Origin of the sequence: Mangrovicoccus algicola, from assembly GCF_014903745.1 — a bacterium.
Lineage (GTDB): Bacteria > Pseudomonadota > Alphaproteobacteria > Rhodobacterales > Rhodobacteraceae > Mangrovicoccus > Mangrovicoccus algicola.
The window spans coordinates 18,099-34,866 of sequence record NZ_JACVXA010000053.1 but is presented as its reverse complement, the minus strand read 5'-3'; the positions used below and the strand labels follow the sequence as shown (position 1 = coordinate 34,866).

Genomic DNA, 16,768 nt, shown 5'->3' with positions numbered 1-16,768 from the left:
AGGCCCCGCCGCGCCCGCTGCCCTGCCGCCGCAGCCCGGCGGCCTGAGCCCCGGCCGTCGCCGTCACGCCGCCAGCGCGGCAGAGACGGCGCGGGCGATGACGCCTTCCTCGTCGGTGCGGATCACCCGCACCGTCACCGCCCCGGTGGAGATCACATCCGCCCCCGCGGCATTGGCCTCCGGGTCGATCGCGATCCCCATCCACTCCATTCCCTCGCAGACGCGCGCGCGGACCAGCGCCGAGTTCTCGCCGATGCCGCCGCAGAAGACCAGCGTCTCCAGCCCGCCGATGGCGGCGGCCAGCCCGCCCAGTTCGCGGCGGATGCGGAAGACGTAGTAATCGATCGCCTCCTTCGCCTCGCGCCGGGGCGAGGCCTCCAGCTCGCGCATGTCATTGGAGATGCCCGACAGGCCCAGAAGCCCGCATTTGTGATACAGCAGGTCGCGGATCTGGTGATGGCCCATCCCCTCCTGCGCGATCAGGTACAGCAGGACGCCCGGATCCAGCTGGCCGCAGCGCGTGCCCATCGGCAGCCCGTCCAGCGCGGTGAAGCCCATGGTCGAGGCCACCGACTTGCCGCCCTTGATCGCGCACATCGAGGCGCCGTTGCCCAGATGCGCGACCACGGTCCGGCGGTGATGGTCCTCGGCATCGATCCGGTCCAGCTCGCCGGTGATGTAGTCATAGCTGAGCCCGTGGAACCCGTAGCGGCGGATGCCCTTGTCGTAATATTCCCGGGGCAGCGCGAAGGTGTCGTCCACCCAGGGCTGCGAGCGGTGGAAGGCCGTGTCGAAACACCCCACCTGCACCGCGTCCGGAAAGGCCGACATCGCCGCGCGCACCGCCGCCAGGTTATGCGGCTGGTGCAGCGGCGCCAGCGGCACCAGCCGGTGCAGCGCCGAGAGGATATCCGCGTTCAGCACCGCGGGCCGGTCGAACAGCGTGCCGCCATGGACGATCCGGTGCCCCACCCCGGCGACCGGCGCGCCCTGCATGTGGGGGGTGCAGATGTCGAGGATCGCCTCGACGGCGCGGGCGTGATCGGCCGCGCCCAGCTCGCGCGTCTCGGTCTCGCCCTCGCGCTTCAGCACCAGATGCGCCGCCTCCGAGCCGATCCGGTCGACCTGCCCCACCGCGCGCAGCTCCGGCGCCGCCCCGTCGCGATAGACCGCGTATTTCAGCGAGGAGGACCCCGCGTTCAGTGTCAGGATATAGCTCATCGCCGGTCCTCCGTCACAGCGCCGCCGCCCGCGCGGCATAAAGCGCGGCGATGGCGCAGCTGGCCAGCCGCGCCTTGTCGTCATCGGCGCGGCTGGTCAGGATCACCGGGCAGCGCGCGCCCAGGACCAGCCCGCCCGCCGCGGCATGGGCGACATAGGTCAGTTCCTTGGCCAGCATGTTGCCCGCCTCCAGGTTCGGGGCGATCAGGATGTCGGCCTTGCCCGCCACCATCGAGGTGATGCCCTTGGTGCGCGCCGCCTCCGCGTCGATGGCATTGTCCATGGCCAGCGGCCCGTCGACGATGCCGCCGCGGATCTGGCCGCGTTCCGCCATCTTCGACAGGATCGCGGCATCGAGCGTCGAGGGGATCCTGGGGTTCACCATCTCCACCGCCGACAGGACGCCCACCTTGGGCACCTCCACCCCCAGCGCGCGCATCAGGTCGATGGCGTTCTGGATGATGTCGACCTTGGTCTCCAGGTCGGGGGCGATGTTGATCGCCGCATCGGTGACGGTCAGCAGGTGGTCCAGCCCCGGCACGTCCATCACGAAGACATGGCTCAGCCGGCGGCCGATGCGCAGGCCGCCATCGCGCTTGACCACCTGGCCCAGCAGGTCGTCGGTATGCAGGTGCCCCTTCATCAGCGCCCGCACCCGGCCCTGATGCACCATGGCGACGCCAAGCGCGGCGGCGGCGCGGTGATCGGGTTCATGCACCAGCTCGAAGGCCGCGATGTCGCGCCCCAGCGAGGCGGCGGCGGCGCGGATCTTGACCTCGTCGCCGATCAGCAGCGGAATGATCAGCCCGTGATCCGCCCCCAGAAGCGCACCGCCCAGCGAATTGGCCTCCTCCGGCGCGACCACCGCGGTGACGATCGGGTCCAGCCCCTCCGCCTCGGCCAGCAGCCGGTCGAAATGGCGATGGCTCTGCACCGTCAGGCCAGGCACGTCGTCGCGGTCGATGACGGCATCGAAATCGGGGGCATAGACCTCGGCCTCGCCCTCGGCGACCGGGGTGCCGTCGGCCTTCTCGACGCGGGTGTCGAAGCCGACCAGCCGGCCCTCGCCCTTGCTGACCAGCCGCACCCGCGCGACCAGTTCGTCCCCGGCCATGGCGCGGCCGACGAAGCGCAGCGTCTGCGACCGGTAGACCGTCCCCGGTCCCGGCAGCTGGTTGCCCAGCACCCCCGAGATCAGCGCCCCGACCCACATGGCCGGGGCCACCGCCTCGGGCATGCCGTCGCCATCCCCGTCCTGGTCGGGCAGGTGCAGCGGATTGAAATTGCCCGAGGCATGGGCAAAGACGAACAGGTCGTCGGCCACGCAAAGCCGCCGCGCCTCTGCCTCCATGCCGATTTCCAGCCGGTCATAGGGGGTGTTGTGCAGCACCGTCATCGGCTTCACTCCGCCGCCGCGGTGCCCGCCGCGCCGCGGTCGAGCCCCAGGATGCGGCGGAACCGCTCCATCATCGCGCGCGTCTCGGGGGCCATCTCCTCCTCGGCGCCGACCACATAGGCCACCGTCTCCATCGCCACGCGCCGGTCCTCCGCGCTGCTCAGCAGGTCCGCCAGCGTCGCCAGCGCGGCCTCGGGGGCGAACCGGGCGATCACCGTCTGGTGGTGGATGATCTCGACCCTGTCCTGCGGCGTCAGATCCTTCAGCGGCGCGCGGCCATGCATGGTCTCCAGCGACCGGGTCAGCCGGTCGGCGCGCACGTCGCCGCGCGTGCCCGCGACGATCACCAGCATCCGGATCAGCCCCTCGGCCAGCCCGCCGCTGCTCATCTGCCCCAGGATGATCTTGACCTCGGGCGACTGTCCCAGCAGCGCCGGGTCCTTGCGCGCGCGCTCGTAGTTGCGCCCGGCCCCGTAGCGGATCGCCGGCGGCGACAGGTAGAGCCCGAGGAATCCCATCTCCTGCGCGAAATCGCCGAATTGCCGCATCGCGGTCAGCCCGGTCTCCACCATGTCCGCCCAGAGCCGCTCCGCCTGGCGGAACGGGTTGTCGGCCGGGGCGGGCCTGCGGCTTTCGCGGATGCGCGCGGCGGCCTGTTCCAGCATCGCCATGCCGGGCTTCTCCGATCCCATGGCCAGCCGCGAGACGCGCAGCGGATGGGTGTTGCGGCGCCATTCACCCAGCTCCGGCGATCCCAGCGCCTGCATGGCGGGACGGATGGTGGCGTCATAGGCCTCCGCCAGCGCCTCCGATCCGCGCGCCACCGCGGCGAAGGCCACTTCCTCGGACCGGTCGCCGGTCTGGGCCAGGATGTCCTGGAACCTGCGCCGCGCGATCGACAGGCGGAAACTCTTCTCCTGGTCCTCCCCCACCACGTCCTCGATCATGATCTCGTAGAGCCCCGGCGCCAGCGCCTCGATATTGGCCAGGGTCTCGGCCATCTGGCTGTGCTCGCGATTGGCGATGGAGGAGGAGACGAAGATCCCCAGATGCCCGACCTGCTCATGCACCATGTAGAGGATGCGCTGGCCCTGGACCTCGATCTCCTCCTCGCTGGCATAGGTGTCGATGATCCAGTTCAGCGCCTGGCCCGGCGGGGTGATGTTGTCGCCATGGGAGGCAAAGCAGATGATCGGCGAGCGGATCTGCTTGAGGTCGATGTTGCGGCCCGGTTCCAGCTGCGCCATGTTCTTGGCCAGCTTGTTGCCGACGAAGAGGTTGGAGACGATCCACTCGATCTCCTCGGTGGTCATCAGGTAGAACCCGCCCCACCATTTCTCGAACCCCAGATAGCGCGGGATGCCCTTGTCGATATTCTCGTACAGGTCGAAGTAATTGCCGAAATAATTCCGCGCCGGGTTCAGCTTCTCGAAATTGTCGACCAGGTCGGCCCCGTCGAAAATGCCCCCCGACAGGTCGCCCGAGATCATCGCGGGCAGCACGCCCCCCGCCAGCCCGCCGGAATAGCGCATCGGATCCTGGCCCAGCTTGCCCGACCAGTAGGACATCGGCGCGCCGTTCAGCACGATGGGACCGGTGATGTCGGGATTGGTCGCCGCCAGGATTGCCGTCGCCCAGCCGCCCTGGCAATTGCCCACCACCACCGGCAGCGGGCTTTGCGGATGCAGCCGCTGCACCTCGCGCAGGAAGGCGGCCTCGGCCTCGGAGACATGGGCGATGGTCTGGCCCTTCACCGGCATCTGGTGGAAGGCGACGAAATAGACCGGGTGGCCGGCCTTGAAGGCGACGCCGACCTGGCTGTCCTGCTTGAACCCGCCGATCCCCGCCCCGTGCCCGGCGCGCGGGTCGATGATGACATAGGGCCGCTTCGACGGATCCAGGACGATCCCCTCCGGCGGCAGCAGCCGCAGCAGGAAATAGTTGCACGGCCGCGGCAGCCCGGCGCCGTCCATCACCAGTTCGCTGTCATAGACCAGGACCGGCGGCGCCCCGTTCCTGTTGTGATCGGCGATCAGGTCGCTGCGCTGGCGCAGCGCGTCGAGAAACAGCACCTGGCGCTGCAGCGCGTCGGTGAAATAGGCCTGCCACAGCCCGGCGATCCCGGTTTCGGTCCCCTGGGCGCGGATCATCGTCTCGGCGATGCCGCCCGCCGCCTCAGCCAGCTCGCCGGCGCGGCCTTCCAGATAGGCGGCGCTGCGCGAGGCATGGGCGGCCCCGGCGACGCGGACCATGTCGGCGCGCGCCTCCACGGCGTGGAACATCTCCGTCGGATCTTGAAGCGTGTTCAGAACGGTCATGGATCGTTTCCCCTTGCGGCGTCGGAGGCGGTCAGCCGACGATGTTGTAGCCGCCGTCGATGTGATGCAGCCCGCCGGTGATGTTCCAGGCTTCCGGGCTGGCCAGGAAGGCCGCATAGGCGCCGACATCCTCGATCGTGGCGAGGGCATGGGTCGGCGCGCGATCGGCCGCCTTGTTGAGAAGCTCGTCGAAATGGGCGATGCCCGAGGCGGCGCGGGTCTTCAGCGGCCCGGGGCTCAGCGCATGCACGGAGATCCCCTTGGGCCCCAGCTCCGCCGCCATGTAGCGGGTGACGGATTCCAGGCAGGCCTTGACCGGGCCCATGACGTTGTAATTGTCCACCACCCGGCCCGCGCCGAGATAGCTGACCGTCATGCAGGTGCCGCCGCGGGCCATCAGCGGCTCGGCCTTCCTCACCATGCGCATGAAGGAATGCACCGAGATGTCCAGCGCGACGCCGAATCCCTCGCGCGAGCAGTCCACGACGCGGCCATGCAGGTCCTCCTTGGGGCAGAAGGCGATGGAATGCACCAGCGTGTCCAGCCGCCCCCAGGTCGCCGCGATCTCGTCGAACAGCGAGTCGAGCGCGCCGTCCTCGGCGACATCCAGCGGCGCGATGATCTGGGCATCCAGTTCCTCGGCCAGCGGGCGGACATGTTTCTCGGCCTTGGCATTGAGATAGGTCACCGCCAGGTCCGCGCCCTGCGCCTTCAGCGCCCGCGCGATCCCCCAGGCGATCGACTGGTCATTGGCCACGCCCACGACTAGGGCTTTCTGGCCTTCAAGCGAAAACATCGCCGTCCCTCCGTTCCTGATCCCTCCCCGCGCCGGCGCGGCGCGGGACTGCGATTCCCGCCCGGCGGGTCCGGCGGACCCGCGGACATCCTAGCCGGTATCGTCGGCATAGACCCGGATATACCGGCCGCCGACCTCGATCCCGGCAAAGCTCTGCTCGAATTCCAGGCAGACCCTCTGGGCGAAGGACACGATCGCCGAGGGGCTGTCGGTGCGGATATAGGCCAGGAAGACCTCGCGCATGCGCCCGTCATAGACGGCATGGCCCTTCTCGATCGTCCCGGACGGAAACTGGCTGGCGATCAGCCGGCCCAGATGCTGCAGGTCCTCCTCGGTCAGCGGCCGGGCGGAGGTATTGGCCATGTAGACCTTGTGTACCGGCTGGCCGATCGTGTTCTCCAGCTCGTGCACCGCCTCGGGCACGCCGTCGATGGCCAGGCTGCCGCCCTTGCGGATCGCGGCCTCGGCATCTGCGGCGGTGCGCTCGAAGATCGCCTGCAGATGCGCATTGGGCTCCGCCCCCGCCGCCACCAGCGCGCGGCAATCGGCCAGGTAGGCCAGCTTGCGCTCGGCGGTCCAGCCGGCCGGCGCGGACAGGACGACCGCGCGGATGTTGGAGATCACGTCGGCGGTCTTGACGATGCGCGCCTCGCGCGACTTGCCGGGCATCGAGGCCAGCCGCTCCGCCCGGCGCGCCGCCTTGGGCAGGCTCATGTCGTCGGAACATTCCCCGACGATCCGCGTCACGCGCGCCCCGAAGGCGGCCGACAGCTCGGCCGGGGTGACCGGCGTGTCCTCCAGAACGTCATGCATCAGCGCCGCGACCATCAGGTCGACATCCGCGGCGTCGGTGGTCCGCGCCACCAGGTCCATCACCTCGATCAGGTGGTTGACATAGGGTTCCTGCGCCGCGCCCTTGCGCCGCTGGTTGGCATGGGCGCGGGAGGCGAAGACCAGCGCCCTGCTGAGATCGAGGAGGCCCGCGGTTTCCGTCATGCCAGCGGCATCACCCGGGGCTCGCCCTCGAGGATCAGGCTGGCCGAGGTCAGGCCCCGCACCTCCTCCAGGCTCACCCCTTCGGCCAGCTCGCGCAGCACCAGCCCCGCCGCCGTCGGTTCGATCACGCACAGCTCGGTGACGATCAGGCTGACGCGCCGCGCCGCGGTCAGCGGCAGGGTGCATTCCGGCACGATCTTGGGCGCGCCCTTCGCGGCATGGACCATCGCGACGATCACCCGTTTCGCGCCCGCCACCAGGTCCATCGCGCCCCCCATGCCCGGCACCATCTTGCCCGGCACCATCCAGTTGGCCAGGTAGCCGCGTTCATCCACCTGCAGCCCGCCCAGCACGGTCATGTCCAGGTGCCCGCCGCGGATCAGCCCGAAGCTCATGGCGCTGTCGATCGAGGCCGCGCCGGGCACCGCGGTGACGAAGCCGCCGCCTGCATCGGTCAGGTCGCGATCCTCCATCCCCTCGGGCGGGCGCGCCCCCAGGCCGATCACGCCGTTCTCGGCCTGGAAATGCACGTTGACGCCCTCGGGCAGGTAATTGGCCACAAGCGAGGGCAGCCCGATGCCGAGATTGACCAGCGTGCCTTCCTCGACCTCCAGCGCGACGCGCCGCGCGATGCGTTCCTTGGCGTCCATCACGGCTTCCTCTCCAGGATATGGTCGACCAGCACGCCCGGCGTCTTGACCGCATCGGGGGGGATGGCGCCGATCGGCAGGATATGGTCCGGCTCGGCGATCACCGTCTTCCCGGCCAGGGCCATGACCGGATTGAAGTTATGCGCGGTCAGCGTGTATTCCAGATTGCCGACATAGTCGCATTGGCGCGCAGCGATCAGCGCGAAATCCGCCCGGATGGGACGTTCCAGCAGATAGACGGTGCCGTCGATCTCCAGCTTGTCCTTGCCCTCCTCGACCGGCGTGCCGACCCCGGTGGCGGTCAGCACCCCGCCCAGGCCGACCCCGCCGGCGCGGATGCGTTCGACCAGCGTCCCCTGCGGCACCAGCTCCACCTCGATCGCGCCCGAGATCATGCCCGCCTGGGTTTCCGGATTCAGGCCGATATGCGAGGCCACGACGCGGGCCACGCAGCCCGCGGCGATCAGCCGGCCGATGCCGATGCCGGGTTTCGCGGTGTCGTTGGCGATCACCGTCAGGTCGCGCCGCCCGACCGCCACCAGCGCGTCGATCAGCCGGTGCGGCGTGCCCACCCCCATGAAACCGCCGATCAGCAGGCTGGCACCATCGGGGATCATCTCGGCCGCGCGGGCCGGTGTAATCGCGTGTTTCATCTGGTCCCCCGGTCGGATCGCAAACGACGACTCCGGCGCCGTGCTAGGCGCAGCTTGCGTCACTTTGATGACTATGTCCGGGGGAATCTCGCAGGTGCAGCATTTTGTTGCACGCGGCGGCCGGAGCAAGCGCCGCCAGATGCAGGCAGACCACGCAGGTCATCTTGCAGGCAACAGGCCCGGATCCGCGGGGGACAGATCCCGCTTCGGAGGGACGGCCTGCCGGAGGCAGGGGGATACCTCCGGCAGGAATTCAGTCAATGCTTTATAATCAAAGGATTTTCCGTCCATCTTGCCAATTGGCAAGATCAATCGCCGAACCGATCCTTCAGATAGGCGCCGAAGGCCTGTTCCAGCGCGGCCCGGGACAGGCCCTCGGGGAATTCCATCACCACGCTGCGGCCTTTCTTTCGTACGGAGATCCCGGCCTCGCCGGGGCCGCGGCGATAGAGCGTGCCGCCCTGCCCCTTCGGTTTCGGCGCGCGCACCGCCGCCTTTAGCGCCGCAAGCACCTGCGCGCCGTCGCGCGGCGCTCCGTCGGCCTTCTCCGCCGCCAGCCCTGCCGCCACGGCCATCACCTTCTCGCGGTCGCCCGGCCGGGCTAGCAGCGGCTTCAGCTGACGCGCATGCAGCTCCTTGAGGTCGCGGATGGAGCCATAGGCGGCGACGATCTCCTGCGGCAGCTTCGCCAGCTGCAGGTAGCGCGAAAGCCATCCCTCGGAGACCTCCAGCCGCTCGGCCATGGCCTTCTGCCGACCGCCGTAATAGCGCTCCAGCGCACCGGCATAGTCGCGGGCGCGTTCGTAATCGCTGATATCCTCGCGGTCGCGGTTCTCGATATCGGCAAGGCGGAACGCCTCCTCGTCGGTGAGGTCGCGGATCTCCACGAGATAGCGGAATTGCGGGTAATTATTGGCCCGCAGCCAGCTGACCGCGAAATGCCGCCGCGCCCCGCAGATCACCTCATAGGCCGCGCCGCCGCCATCGGCGAGGCGCCGCACGATGGCGGGAAATTCCTGCCTGCCCTGGGCGATCATCCCGTCGATCAGGTCGCGGCAATTCTCCTCGGTCAGCAACCCGTAGGCGCGGTTGTGATGCTCCCACATCCGGCACTCCGCCGGATCGACCCATTTCAGCGTCTTTTCCTCGACCTCGCCCGAAAGCCGGTCGCCGATCGTGGTCGAGCGCTTGAGGAACCGCGCGCCGGCCCGCTCCGGCGGAGCGTCGGGCGTCGGCTCCGGCGCCTCGAATCCCGACAGGATGTCATCGAAGATCGCGTCGTGTTTCTTGCTCACAGGATACCCTCCTTGCGCAGATCCGCATGATGGCTGGGCCAGGTCTTGCGGATCAGGATTTCCACCTCCCGGCCCACCGCATCCAGGTAGGCGCGGCAGCGTTTATGCGTATCGGACCGGGTCGCCGGGCCGGTCAGCTCGTAGACCGTCTTGAGATTGGCCGTCGCATTGTCGATCTCGGCACTGTCCTTGAGGACCGCGCCCAGCACATCCTGGGGAAAGACCGCATCCATCATCCGCTTGATTGCCACATGTGCCGATTTCTGGTCGTTCATCTTGGTCGCAAGAATTTTAACGAACGAATAATTGCGGGCGCCGCCATGCTGGGCAATCTCGGCCAGGGTGGCGGACATCATCTTCAGGAAATGCGCCGTAGAGGCGAAATCGATATTGTTCGGCGGCGCCGGGATCAATAGCGCGTTGGCCGCGCGCAGCACCGAAAGCGAGATCATCCCCAGCGCCGGCGGCGGATCCAGCAGCACGATGTCGAACCGGTCCTGGATGGTCTCCACCCCCGCGCGCATCCGGTCCAGAACGAAGGCGTGGTCGCGCGCCATCCGCGCGGCGAATTCGTATTCGGCGTCATACAGGCCCAGATTGGCCGGGATCAGCGCAATGCCCGGCCAATAGGTCGCCCGCAGCGCATAGCTCAGCGAAGGCGGCCCGCCATGGCGGAAAAACGGGTAGAGCGTGTCCTCCTCCTCGTCGACATCGACATCCGGGTTCAGCCCGAAGACCGCGGTGGTGGAGGCCTGGCTGTCGCAATCGATGACGCAGACGCGGTACCCTTTCAGCGCGAAGAATTGCGCCAGATGCGCGACCACGGTCGACTTGCCCACCCCGCCCTTGAAGTTCTGCACCGCAAGGACCATCGGCGGATCGCCCGGCGCGCGATGCGGCAGGGTGCCGAACACTTCGCGCATCCGGTTGATTTCGCCCAGGGAATATCCGGTGCGCCGGCCCGTTTCAGGGTCCTTGTCGGGCGGCGGCAGGCGCCCGTCCGCCTCTGCGTCGCGGATCAGCTTCTCGGACCTTCCCACCATTTCGGCGGCGGAACGAACGTTGAAGCTCAGCTCGAGCCTTTTTTCCGAACCGGGCGCGTAGACGCGGTCGCGCAGCCGGTTCATCACCGTCGCGGCACGTCCCGCGAGGTGGTCGAGTTCGGTGAGGGAAACGGGGGGAAGAACGGTACTGTCCATGATATCCTTCATAGATCGCTTGCGGGAATCATGCGGGACGGGGACCGGGGCTGCAAGTGCGGTTTTCTGCGCCGGACCGCGAAAAAAGCGGAAGTTGCAGATCGGGTACGCCATCGCCGGAAACGGACGGGGAGTGCGGCGTTCATCGGAAATTTGACCCCGTTATTTGCCGATTTCACCCCAGATGTAGCTCTGTGGACGGGTCGGGGCGGTTTATCCACAGAAATGAGCGCGAAAGCACCTGCTCCCGCAGGGATTCCAGATTCAGAGTCTTCAGTGTTCGTGAAGGGCAAGTTGTTGAAAACAAGCCCTCCCCTGCCGGTTCTCTTACCTACCGGGTGAGACATCGATACAAATGGGGTGGGCTGGGCTTACCTTCCGGGTGGCCTGTGCTTACCTCCGGGGTGGGCCTTGCGGGCGCCGGGCGGCACGAAGAAAACCCTATGAAATCAGGTGTTTTTTTCTTGACGAAAAGCCAGGGACCGGACTCGGGCGCGCGCTGGCCGAGTCGCAAAGCTTACGGATCGGGTGGTGTCGGATGCTTACATTCGACGGATAGGCAGTGTAAGAGGTGCCGCAGCCAATGCTTTACCGCCGGGGAGCCGCCTGCTAACTTACACGCACTCTGTGATGTATGTAAGAGAAACGGGGGCAGGCAGGTGGCGGCCGGGAAATCCTATCGCACGCTCGATGCGAAACCGAATGCGGAAAGCCTGGTCAAGCCGGGTGAGCTGGTCGACCTGATCGAGGTCACGCCGCTGACCCTGTCGGACCGGCGGATCTACAATCAGCTACTGGAAAACGCCTGGGACGGAATCGACCGGCCGGTGACCCATGTGATCGCCAAGTCCGAACTGCGCGGATCGCATAATGCCAATGACCGGATCGGCGAGAGCCTGGAGCGGCTGATGTCCGCCATCGTCAAGGTTCAGGTGGTCTGGGATGGCGAGGAAGCGATTGAGCGCGTGCAGCTGCTGGGCGGCAATATCGAGACGCTGCGCCGCGACGGGCTGATCGAATACGAGATCCCGGCGCGGCTGCGCAAGATCATCCGCAACTCCACCGTCTTCGCGCGTCTGCAGCGGGAGGTGATGTTCGCGCTGACCTCGAAATACGCGCTGACGCTCTACGAAATGGTCCAGAAACGGGGCAACCTGCGCTACCGCGCATCGGAACGCTTCACGCTGGACGCGCTGCGCGGCGTGCTGGGCGTGCCGAAAGGAAAACTGGCGAGCTGGTCGAACCTGAATTTGCGGGCGATCCGGCCGGCCGTGGCCGAGGTCAACGCGCTGAGCGATTACATCGTCGCCATCGAGCCGATCAAGACCGGGCGCAGCGTGACGCATGTGGAGCTGCGCTGGTGGCGCAAGGACCAGGGCGGGGTGGATGCCGCCGAACGCGAGGTGAGCTTCTCCAAGGTGGGCCGCAAGGTGCGGGTGGCGCAGGAGGAGGCGCCCGTCGAGGCGATGCGGCCGCGGCCGGCCTGGATGGAGGGGCAGGGCAGTCCGCTGCGCAGCGAGACCTACGAAACCGCGCGCCTGAGGCATCCCGGCTATGACGTCTATTTCGTCGAAAGCGAATGGCGCGGCTGGTCGGCAGGGCGCGAGGCGCCGCGCGATCCGGACCGCGCCTACCTGGCATTTTTCCGGAAATATGCAGAGAACAACCCGCTTTAGCCGGAAATTGCCAATTGGCAATTTCCTTCTGCCGCTTGGCCGACGGGGGAATGCAGGCTAGCCTTTCCCTTCAGGAGGCATGGCATGCAGCAGGATATCTTCAACAGGGCGGCGGGCTATGCGCTCGACCTCTATCACTTCCTCGCGGTCCAGGCGGAGGCGGCATTCCGTCCCTGGGTCTTCTACCAGATCGGCATTGCCGTCGCGCTGTTCGGGTTGGCTCACCTGGCGGGACGGGCCTGGGGCGGGCGGTTGCATGACCGGTTGCGGACCCGGCAGGGCTGGCCGAAATGGCGGATGCGCACGGCCCTGGTCCTGATCCGGCGATTGCGCGGGATCCTGTTCGTTCCCTTGATCTGGGCGGCGGTCTGGGTTCTGCGCGAAACCACATGGCCCAGCCGATCATTTCTGCTGACGATCATCGGCAACCTGGCCCTGGCCTGGGTGGTGGTCGGACTGGCATCGCGGCTGATCCTCAACCGGGTGCTGCGCGCGGTGGTGCAATACGGCGCGTGGATCTGGCTGACCCTCAGCGTTCTCGGCCAGACCGAGGCTTTCGTCGCCTTGCTGTCGCGCATCACGCTGGATCTGGGCGGGCTGACGGTTTCGGCCTGGATGGTGGTCCAGGCAGCGGTGGCGGTGACGATCCTTCTGGCGGCGGCGCGGTTCCTGTCGCGGATCTCTGCGGCGCGGATCAATTCCAACGAGGAAATGAGCCCCTCGATGAGGGTCCTGTCGGTCAAGGCGGTTCAGCTGGGGCTGTATGGCGCGGCCTTCCTCTTCTCGATGAAGGCGGTCGGCGTGGACCTGACGGGGCTGGCCGTTCTGTCGGGGGCGATCGGGGTCGGGCTGGGTTTCGGGTTGCAGAAGGTCGTCTCTAACCTGGTTTCCGGGATCATCATCCTGCTGGACAAGTCGGTGAAGCCCGGCGACGTGATTTCCCTGGGCGAAACCTTCGGCTGGATCAACGCCCTTGGCGCGCGCTATGTCAGCGTGGTCACGCGGGACGGGCGGGAATACCTGATCCCCAACGAGGACATGATCACCGGGCAGGTGGTGAACTGGTCGCATTCGAACGAGTTCGTCCGGCTCGATATCTTCTTCGGGACGGCCTATTCCAATGACCCGCACGAGGTGCGGCGCATCGCGGTGGAGGCGGCGCAGGGCGTCGGCCGGGTGCTGGGATCGAAGCCGCCGGTCTGCCACATCACCGGGTTCGGCGACAGTTCGGTCGATTACATCCTGCGGTTCTGGATAACCGATCCGACCGGCGGGCTGACCAATGTGCGGGGGGCCGTCTACCTGGCGCTGTGGGACGCGTTCCGCGAGAACGGAATCAGCATACCCTTCCCGCAGCGCGAGGTGCGCATCCTGGGATCGGAGCCGGACCGGGAAGAAGGGGAGGCGGCAGCCCCAGGGAGGAGGAGGGGGCCGCCGCCGATTTCCTAGGCTCAGGGAGGAGGAGGAGCCGTCGGAAACCATCTGACCTGCGCACCGTGGCACGCTGTCGTTACCGGTAACATACCGGCTCTGCCGCGGCGCAGCAACCCGTGATGGCGGCAAGTCCGTCCTGCATTTCCTGCATGGCTCCGCGGAAATATTACCGGACGTCGTAACGCAAGGCAGCGCACGGCGCTTAGGTGAGGGTTTCCCCCAAGTTAGCGCCGTCGCGGCGCATCCCGCCACCCGGTCCGCAGCGGCCGGGCGCCGGAACAAGACCGCGCGGCGTGATGGGCAGGCGATGCGGAAACCCCGCCGGGGAGACACTAATTGAATGGTTTCAATGCGGAAAACCGCGAACCGGCGTTTTCCGTTTGCCAGCGCGCCGCGGGCGACCTAGCACCTTTCGCGGGGCGTCGCCGGGGCGCCATGGATCAAGAGGGAGGATCACGTCTTGCGTGCATTGGTGCTTGAGGAAAAGGGAAAGCTGTCGCTGCGCGACGTGCCGGGACCGGCGGCCGCGGGGCCCGGCGAGGTCCGCATCGCCGTCCACACGGTGGGGATCTGCGGATCGGATGTCCATTACTATACCCATGGCAGGATCGGGCCCTTCGTGGTCGAGGCGCCGATGATCCTGGGGCACGAGGCCGCGGGAACGGTGATCGAGACCGGTCCCGGCGTCACCCACCTGAAGCCGGGCGACCGCGTCTGCATGGAGCCGGGCATCCCCGACCCGGCCTCGCGCGCCGCCAAGATGGGCCTCTACAATGTCGATCCGGCGGTGCGGTTCTGGGCGACCCCGCCGGTCGATGGCTGCCTGATGCCCGAAGTGGTCCACCCGGCGGCCTTCACCTACAGGCTGCCCGATAGCGTTTCCTTCGCCGAGGGCGCGATGGTGGAGCCCTTCGCCATCGGCATGCAGGCGGCGCTGCGCGCGAGGATCCGGCCCGGGGATGTCGCGGTGGTCACCGGCGCCGGGCCGATCGGGATGATGACCGCCCTGGCGGCGCTGGCGGGGGGCTGCGCGAAGGTGATCGTCGCCGATCTGGCGCAGCCGAAGCTGGACATCATCGGCGCCTATGACGGGATCGAGACGGTGAATATCCGCCGGACCCCCGCCGCCGCGGCGGTCGCGGAGGCCACGGGGGGGTGGGGCGCGGATGTCGTCTTCGAATGCTCCGGCGCGGCGCCGGCGATCCTGGGCCTTCCGGCCCTGGCCTGTCCGGGCGGCGCGGTGGTGCTGGTGGGCATGCCGGTCGACCCGGTGCCCATGGACATTGTCGGGCTGCAGGCCAAGGAGCTGCGGATCGAAACCGTGTTCCGCTATGCCAATGTCTATGACCGGGCGATCGCGCTGATGGGATCGGGGAAGGTGGATCTGAAGCCGCTGATTTCCGCCACGCTGCCCTTCGAGGACAGCATCGCCGCCTTCGACCGGGCGGTGGAGGCGCGGGATGCCGACGTGAAGCTGCAGATCACGCTGCCCGGCTGAGGGCATGCGGGGCCGCCGTGGCCGCCAGGCCGGGGCGCGATTTCAGGCGGACGGTCGGCGAGATCCGCGCGCCGGACCATGTCAGGGAGGCGGCGAAGATGCCGCCCGGGGGGATCCGGGGGCTGGCGCGCCATGTGCCGGCCGATGCAGCGCCGGCCCGCTTCGCGGGGGACATGGAGGCGACCGGCCGGTCGATCCCCTGATCCTGCGGCGGCGGGCCGGCTAGGGCCGCTGACGCCGGGTCGGATCCCCGGGGGTGGCCGCGCCGCCTCGCACCTGTCGGCGAACTGCGCTAACCTGCCCGCGGAACAAGCTGGCTGGCCGATGGACGCGATTTCGAAAACTCCGCCGATACTCCGACAGATCTCGATGAATTCCGTCATGCGGCTGCTGGTGCAGGGGGCGCGGTCGCGCTCCGACCTGGCGCGCGAGACGGGGCTGTCCAAGCAGACCGTGTCCGAGGTGATGCGCACGCTCGAGGATCTGGGCTGGGTGCGCAATATCGGGACCCGCGCCGGGGGCATGGGCCGCTCGGCCGTGCTCTACGAGGTCGAGGGCCGGGCGGGCATGGTGCTGGGCATGGATATCGGCGCCAGCCGGTTCCGCATCGAGCTGTGCGATGCGCGCGGCACGGCGCTGGCCAGCCGCGAGATGCGCACCGAGCATCTGCGCGGCGACCGGCTGCTGGCCGAGATCCTGGGCTACAGCCGCGACACGATCGCGGAATTCGGCGGCGGGCGGGTGCTGCGCCTGGCCTGCCTGGCGACGCCCGGCGTGGTCCATCCCGGCACCGGCCACCTGACGCGGGTCTCGGCGCTGCCGGCCCTGTCGGGGATTGACCTGGCGGGGGCGCTGGAACAGGGGCTGGGCTGCACCGCGCTGGTGGAGAACGACATGAATGCCGCGATCCTGGGCGAGCGCTGGACCGGCTCGGCGCGCGATCTCGACGACGTGGCCTATATCGGTCTGGGCACCGGGGTCGGGCAGGGGCTGATCGTCGGCGGGCGGCTCTTGCGCGGCGCGACCGGGGCGGCCGGCGAGGTGGCCAGCCTGCCGATCGGCGCCGACAGCCTGGAGCCCGACTCGGTGCGGCGCGGCGCGCTGGAACGGGTGCTGGGCCTGCAGGCGATCCTGGCGGCCTACCACGATCCGGCGGGGACATCCGCGGGGCTGGCGGCCTTCACCCGCGCGCTGGAGGCGCAGGAGCCGGAGGCGCTGGAGGTGCTGTCGCGCATCGGCTGCCTGTCGGGCCAGCTGATCCTGTCGGTGCAGGCCATGCTGGATCCGCAGGCGGTGGTCATGGGCGGCATGCTGGGGCTGGTGCCGGGGGTCGTGGAGGCGGCGCGCGACGGGCTGGCGCGGCGCTCCTCGCGGCCGGTTCCGGTGCTGCCCGCGGGGCTGGGGCTGCGCTCCACCGTGACGGGGGCGTGCTACCTGGCGCTGACGGGGATGTACAACCAGACCTTCGCCCCGCAGCTGGAGACGCGCAGCCTCGACCAGCCCTGGCCGCTGCCGCCGCCGGTCCGCCAGGCCGGGACGGGCGGCGCGATTCCGCTGCGGGCCGGGGCCGTCTGAGGCAGGTCCCGGCCCGGCATTTCGGTCAGATTCGGGGCGTTCCTCCCGGAAATCCGTGAAA

General features: G+C 68.3%; 14 protein-coding genes. 5 read left to right on the top strand and 9 right to left on the bottom strand.

Features of this window, described 5'->3' with window-relative positions; translation table 11 throughout:
* Positions 1–63: 63 nt before the first annotated feature.
* The 9 genes from ICN82_RS15750 to ICN82_RS15710 all read right to left on the bottom strand — a co-directional run bounded on the left by ICN82_RS15750 (position 64) and on the right by ICN82_RS15710 (position 10,524).
* Positions 64–1,221 carry an acetate/propionate family kinase gene (locus ICN82_RS15750; protein ID WP_193184519.1) on the bottom strand — a complete coding sequence of 386 codons (1,158 nt, stop codon included), beginning with the start codon at positions 1,219–1,221 and terminating at the stop codon, positions 64–66.
* A gap of 13 nt (positions 1,222–1,234) precedes the next feature.
* Positions 1,235–2,617, bottom strand: coding sequence for a bifunctional enoyl-CoA hydratase/phosphate acetyltransferase (locus ICN82_RS15745; protein WP_193184517.1), 1,383 nt, complete (start codon positions 2,615–2,617; stop codon positions 1,235–1,237).
* 5 nt (positions 2,618–2,622) lie between these two features.
* Entirely contained in the window at positions 2,623–4,935 is a 2,313-nt protein-coding gene (locus ICN82_RS15740) for a DUF3141 domain-containing protein (protein ID WP_193184515.1), read from the bottom strand.
* 31 nt (positions 4,936–4,966) lie between these two features.
* Entirely contained in the window at positions 4,967–5,731 is a 765-nt protein-coding gene (gene fabI / locus ICN82_RS15735) for an enoyl-ACP reductase FabI (RefSeq protein WP_193184513.1), read from the bottom strand.
* Positions 5,732–5,821: 90 nt separating this feature from the next.
* Entirely contained in the window at positions 5,822–6,727 is a 906-nt protein-coding gene (locus ICN82_RS15730) for an HD domain-containing protein (RefSeq protein WP_193184511.1), read from the bottom strand.
* Positions 6,724–7,377: a 3-oxoacid CoA-transferase subunit B gene (locus tag ICN82_RS15725; RefSeq protein WP_193184509.1), complete on the bottom strand. Its 654-nt coding sequence runs from the start codon at positions 7,375–7,377 to the stop codon at positions 6,724–6,726. Before ICN82_RS15725 ends, ICN82_RS15730 begins: the two co-directional genes overlap by 4 nt.
* Complete coding sequence (locus ICN82_RS15720) at positions 7,377–8,030, bottom strand: 3-oxoacid CoA-transferase subunit A (RefSeq protein ID WP_193184507.1); 654 nt, start codon at positions 8,028–8,030, stop codon at positions 7,377–7,379. The genes ICN82_RS15725 and ICN82_RS15720 overlap by 1 nt, the downstream gene beginning before the upstream one ends.
* Before the next feature lie 308 nt (positions 8,031–8,338).
* Complete coding sequence (locus tag ICN82_RS15715; RefSeq protein ID WP_193184505.1) at positions 8,339–9,325, bottom strand: ParB/RepB/Spo0J family partition protein; 987 nt, start codon at positions 9,323–9,325, stop codon at positions 8,339–8,341.
* Positions 9,322–10,524: an AAA family ATPase gene (locus ICN82_RS15710; RefSeq protein ID WP_193184503.1), complete on the bottom strand. Its 1,203-nt coding sequence runs from the start codon at positions 10,522–10,524 to the stop codon at positions 9,322–9,324. The genes ICN82_RS15715 and ICN82_RS15710 overlap by 4 nt, the downstream gene beginning before the upstream one ends.
* Before the next feature lie 659 nt (positions 10,525–11,183).
* On the opposite strand from ICN82_RS15710, the gene ICN82_RS15705 reads away from it, so the two are divergent.
* From ICN82_RS15705 to ICN82_RS15685, 5 genes are all read left to right on the top strand, one after another.
* Positions 11,184–12,200: a replication initiation protein gene (locus tag ICN82_RS15705; RefSeq protein WP_330999021.1), complete on the top strand. Its 1,017-nt coding sequence runs from the start codon at positions 11,184–11,186 to the stop codon at positions 12,198–12,200.
* A gap of 84 nt (positions 12,201–12,284) precedes the next feature.
* Positions 12,285–13,649, top strand: coding sequence for a mechanosensitive ion channel family protein (locus ICN82_RS15700; protein WP_193184499.1), 1,365 nt, complete (start codon positions 12,285–12,287; stop codon positions 13,647–13,649).
* Positions 13,650–14,094: 445 nt separating this feature from the next.
* A complete protein-coding gene (locus ICN82_RS15695) occupies positions 14,095–15,132 on the top strand; it encodes an NAD(P)-dependent alcohol dehydrogenase (RefSeq protein ID WP_193184497.1) in 1,038 nt (345 codons plus the stop codon).
* A gap of 17 nt (positions 15,133–15,149) precedes the next feature.
* Positions 15,150–15,335, top strand: coding sequence for a hypothetical protein (locus ICN82_RS15690; RefSeq protein WP_193184496.1), 186 nt, complete (start codon positions 15,150–15,152; stop codon positions 15,333–15,335).
* A 166-nt stretch (positions 15,336–15,501) separates the two neighbouring features.
* Entirely contained in the window at positions 15,502–16,707 is a 1,206-nt protein-coding gene (locus ICN82_RS15685; protein WP_193184495.1) for an ROK family protein, read from the top strand.
* Positions 16,708–16,768 lie beyond the last annotated feature (61 nt).

Excerpts from the sequence above, each read along its gene's own strand:
- ICN82_RS15730 (WP_193184511.1), bottom strand. The coding sequence starts at position 6,727 with ATGACGGAAACCGCGGGCCTCCTCGATCTCAGCAGGGCGCTGGTCTTC.
- ICN82_RS15720 (WP_193184507.1), bottom strand. The coding sequence starts at position 8,030 with ATGAAACACGCGATTACACCGGCCCGCGCGGCCGAGATGATCCCCGAT.
- ICN82_RS15710 (WP_193184503.1), bottom strand. The coding sequence starts at position 10,524 with ATGGACAGTACCGTTCTTCCCCCCGTTTCCCTCACCGAACTCGACCAC.
- ICN82_RS15740 (WP_193184515.1), bottom strand. The coding sequence starts at position 4,935 with ATGACCGTTCTGAACACGCTTCAAGATCCGACGGAGATGTTCCACGCC.
- ICN82_RS15725 (WP_193184509.1), bottom strand. The coding sequence starts at position 7,377 with ATGGACGCCAAGGAACGCATCGCGCGGCGCGTCGCGCTGGAGGTCGAG.
- ICN82_RS15685 (WP_193184495.1), top strand. The coding sequence starts at position 15,502 with ATGAATTCCGTCATGCGGCTGCTGGTGCAGGGGGCGCGGTCGCGCTCC.
- ICN82_RS15745 (WP_193184517.1), bottom strand. The coding sequence starts at position 2,617 with ATGACGGTGCTGCACAACACCCCCTATGACCGGCTGGAAATCGGCATG.
- fabI (WP_193184513.1), bottom strand. The coding sequence starts at position 5,731 with ATGTTTTCGCTTGAAGGCCAGAAAGCCCTAGTCGTGGGCGTGGCCAAT.
- ICN82_RS15700 (WP_193184499.1), top strand. The coding sequence starts at position 12,285 with ATGCAGCAGGATATCTTCAACAGGGCGGCGGGCTATGCGCTCGACCTC.
- ICN82_RS15750 (WP_193184519.1), bottom strand. The coding sequence starts at position 1,221 with ATGAGCTATATCCTGACACTGAACGCGGGGTCCTCCTCGCTGAAATAC.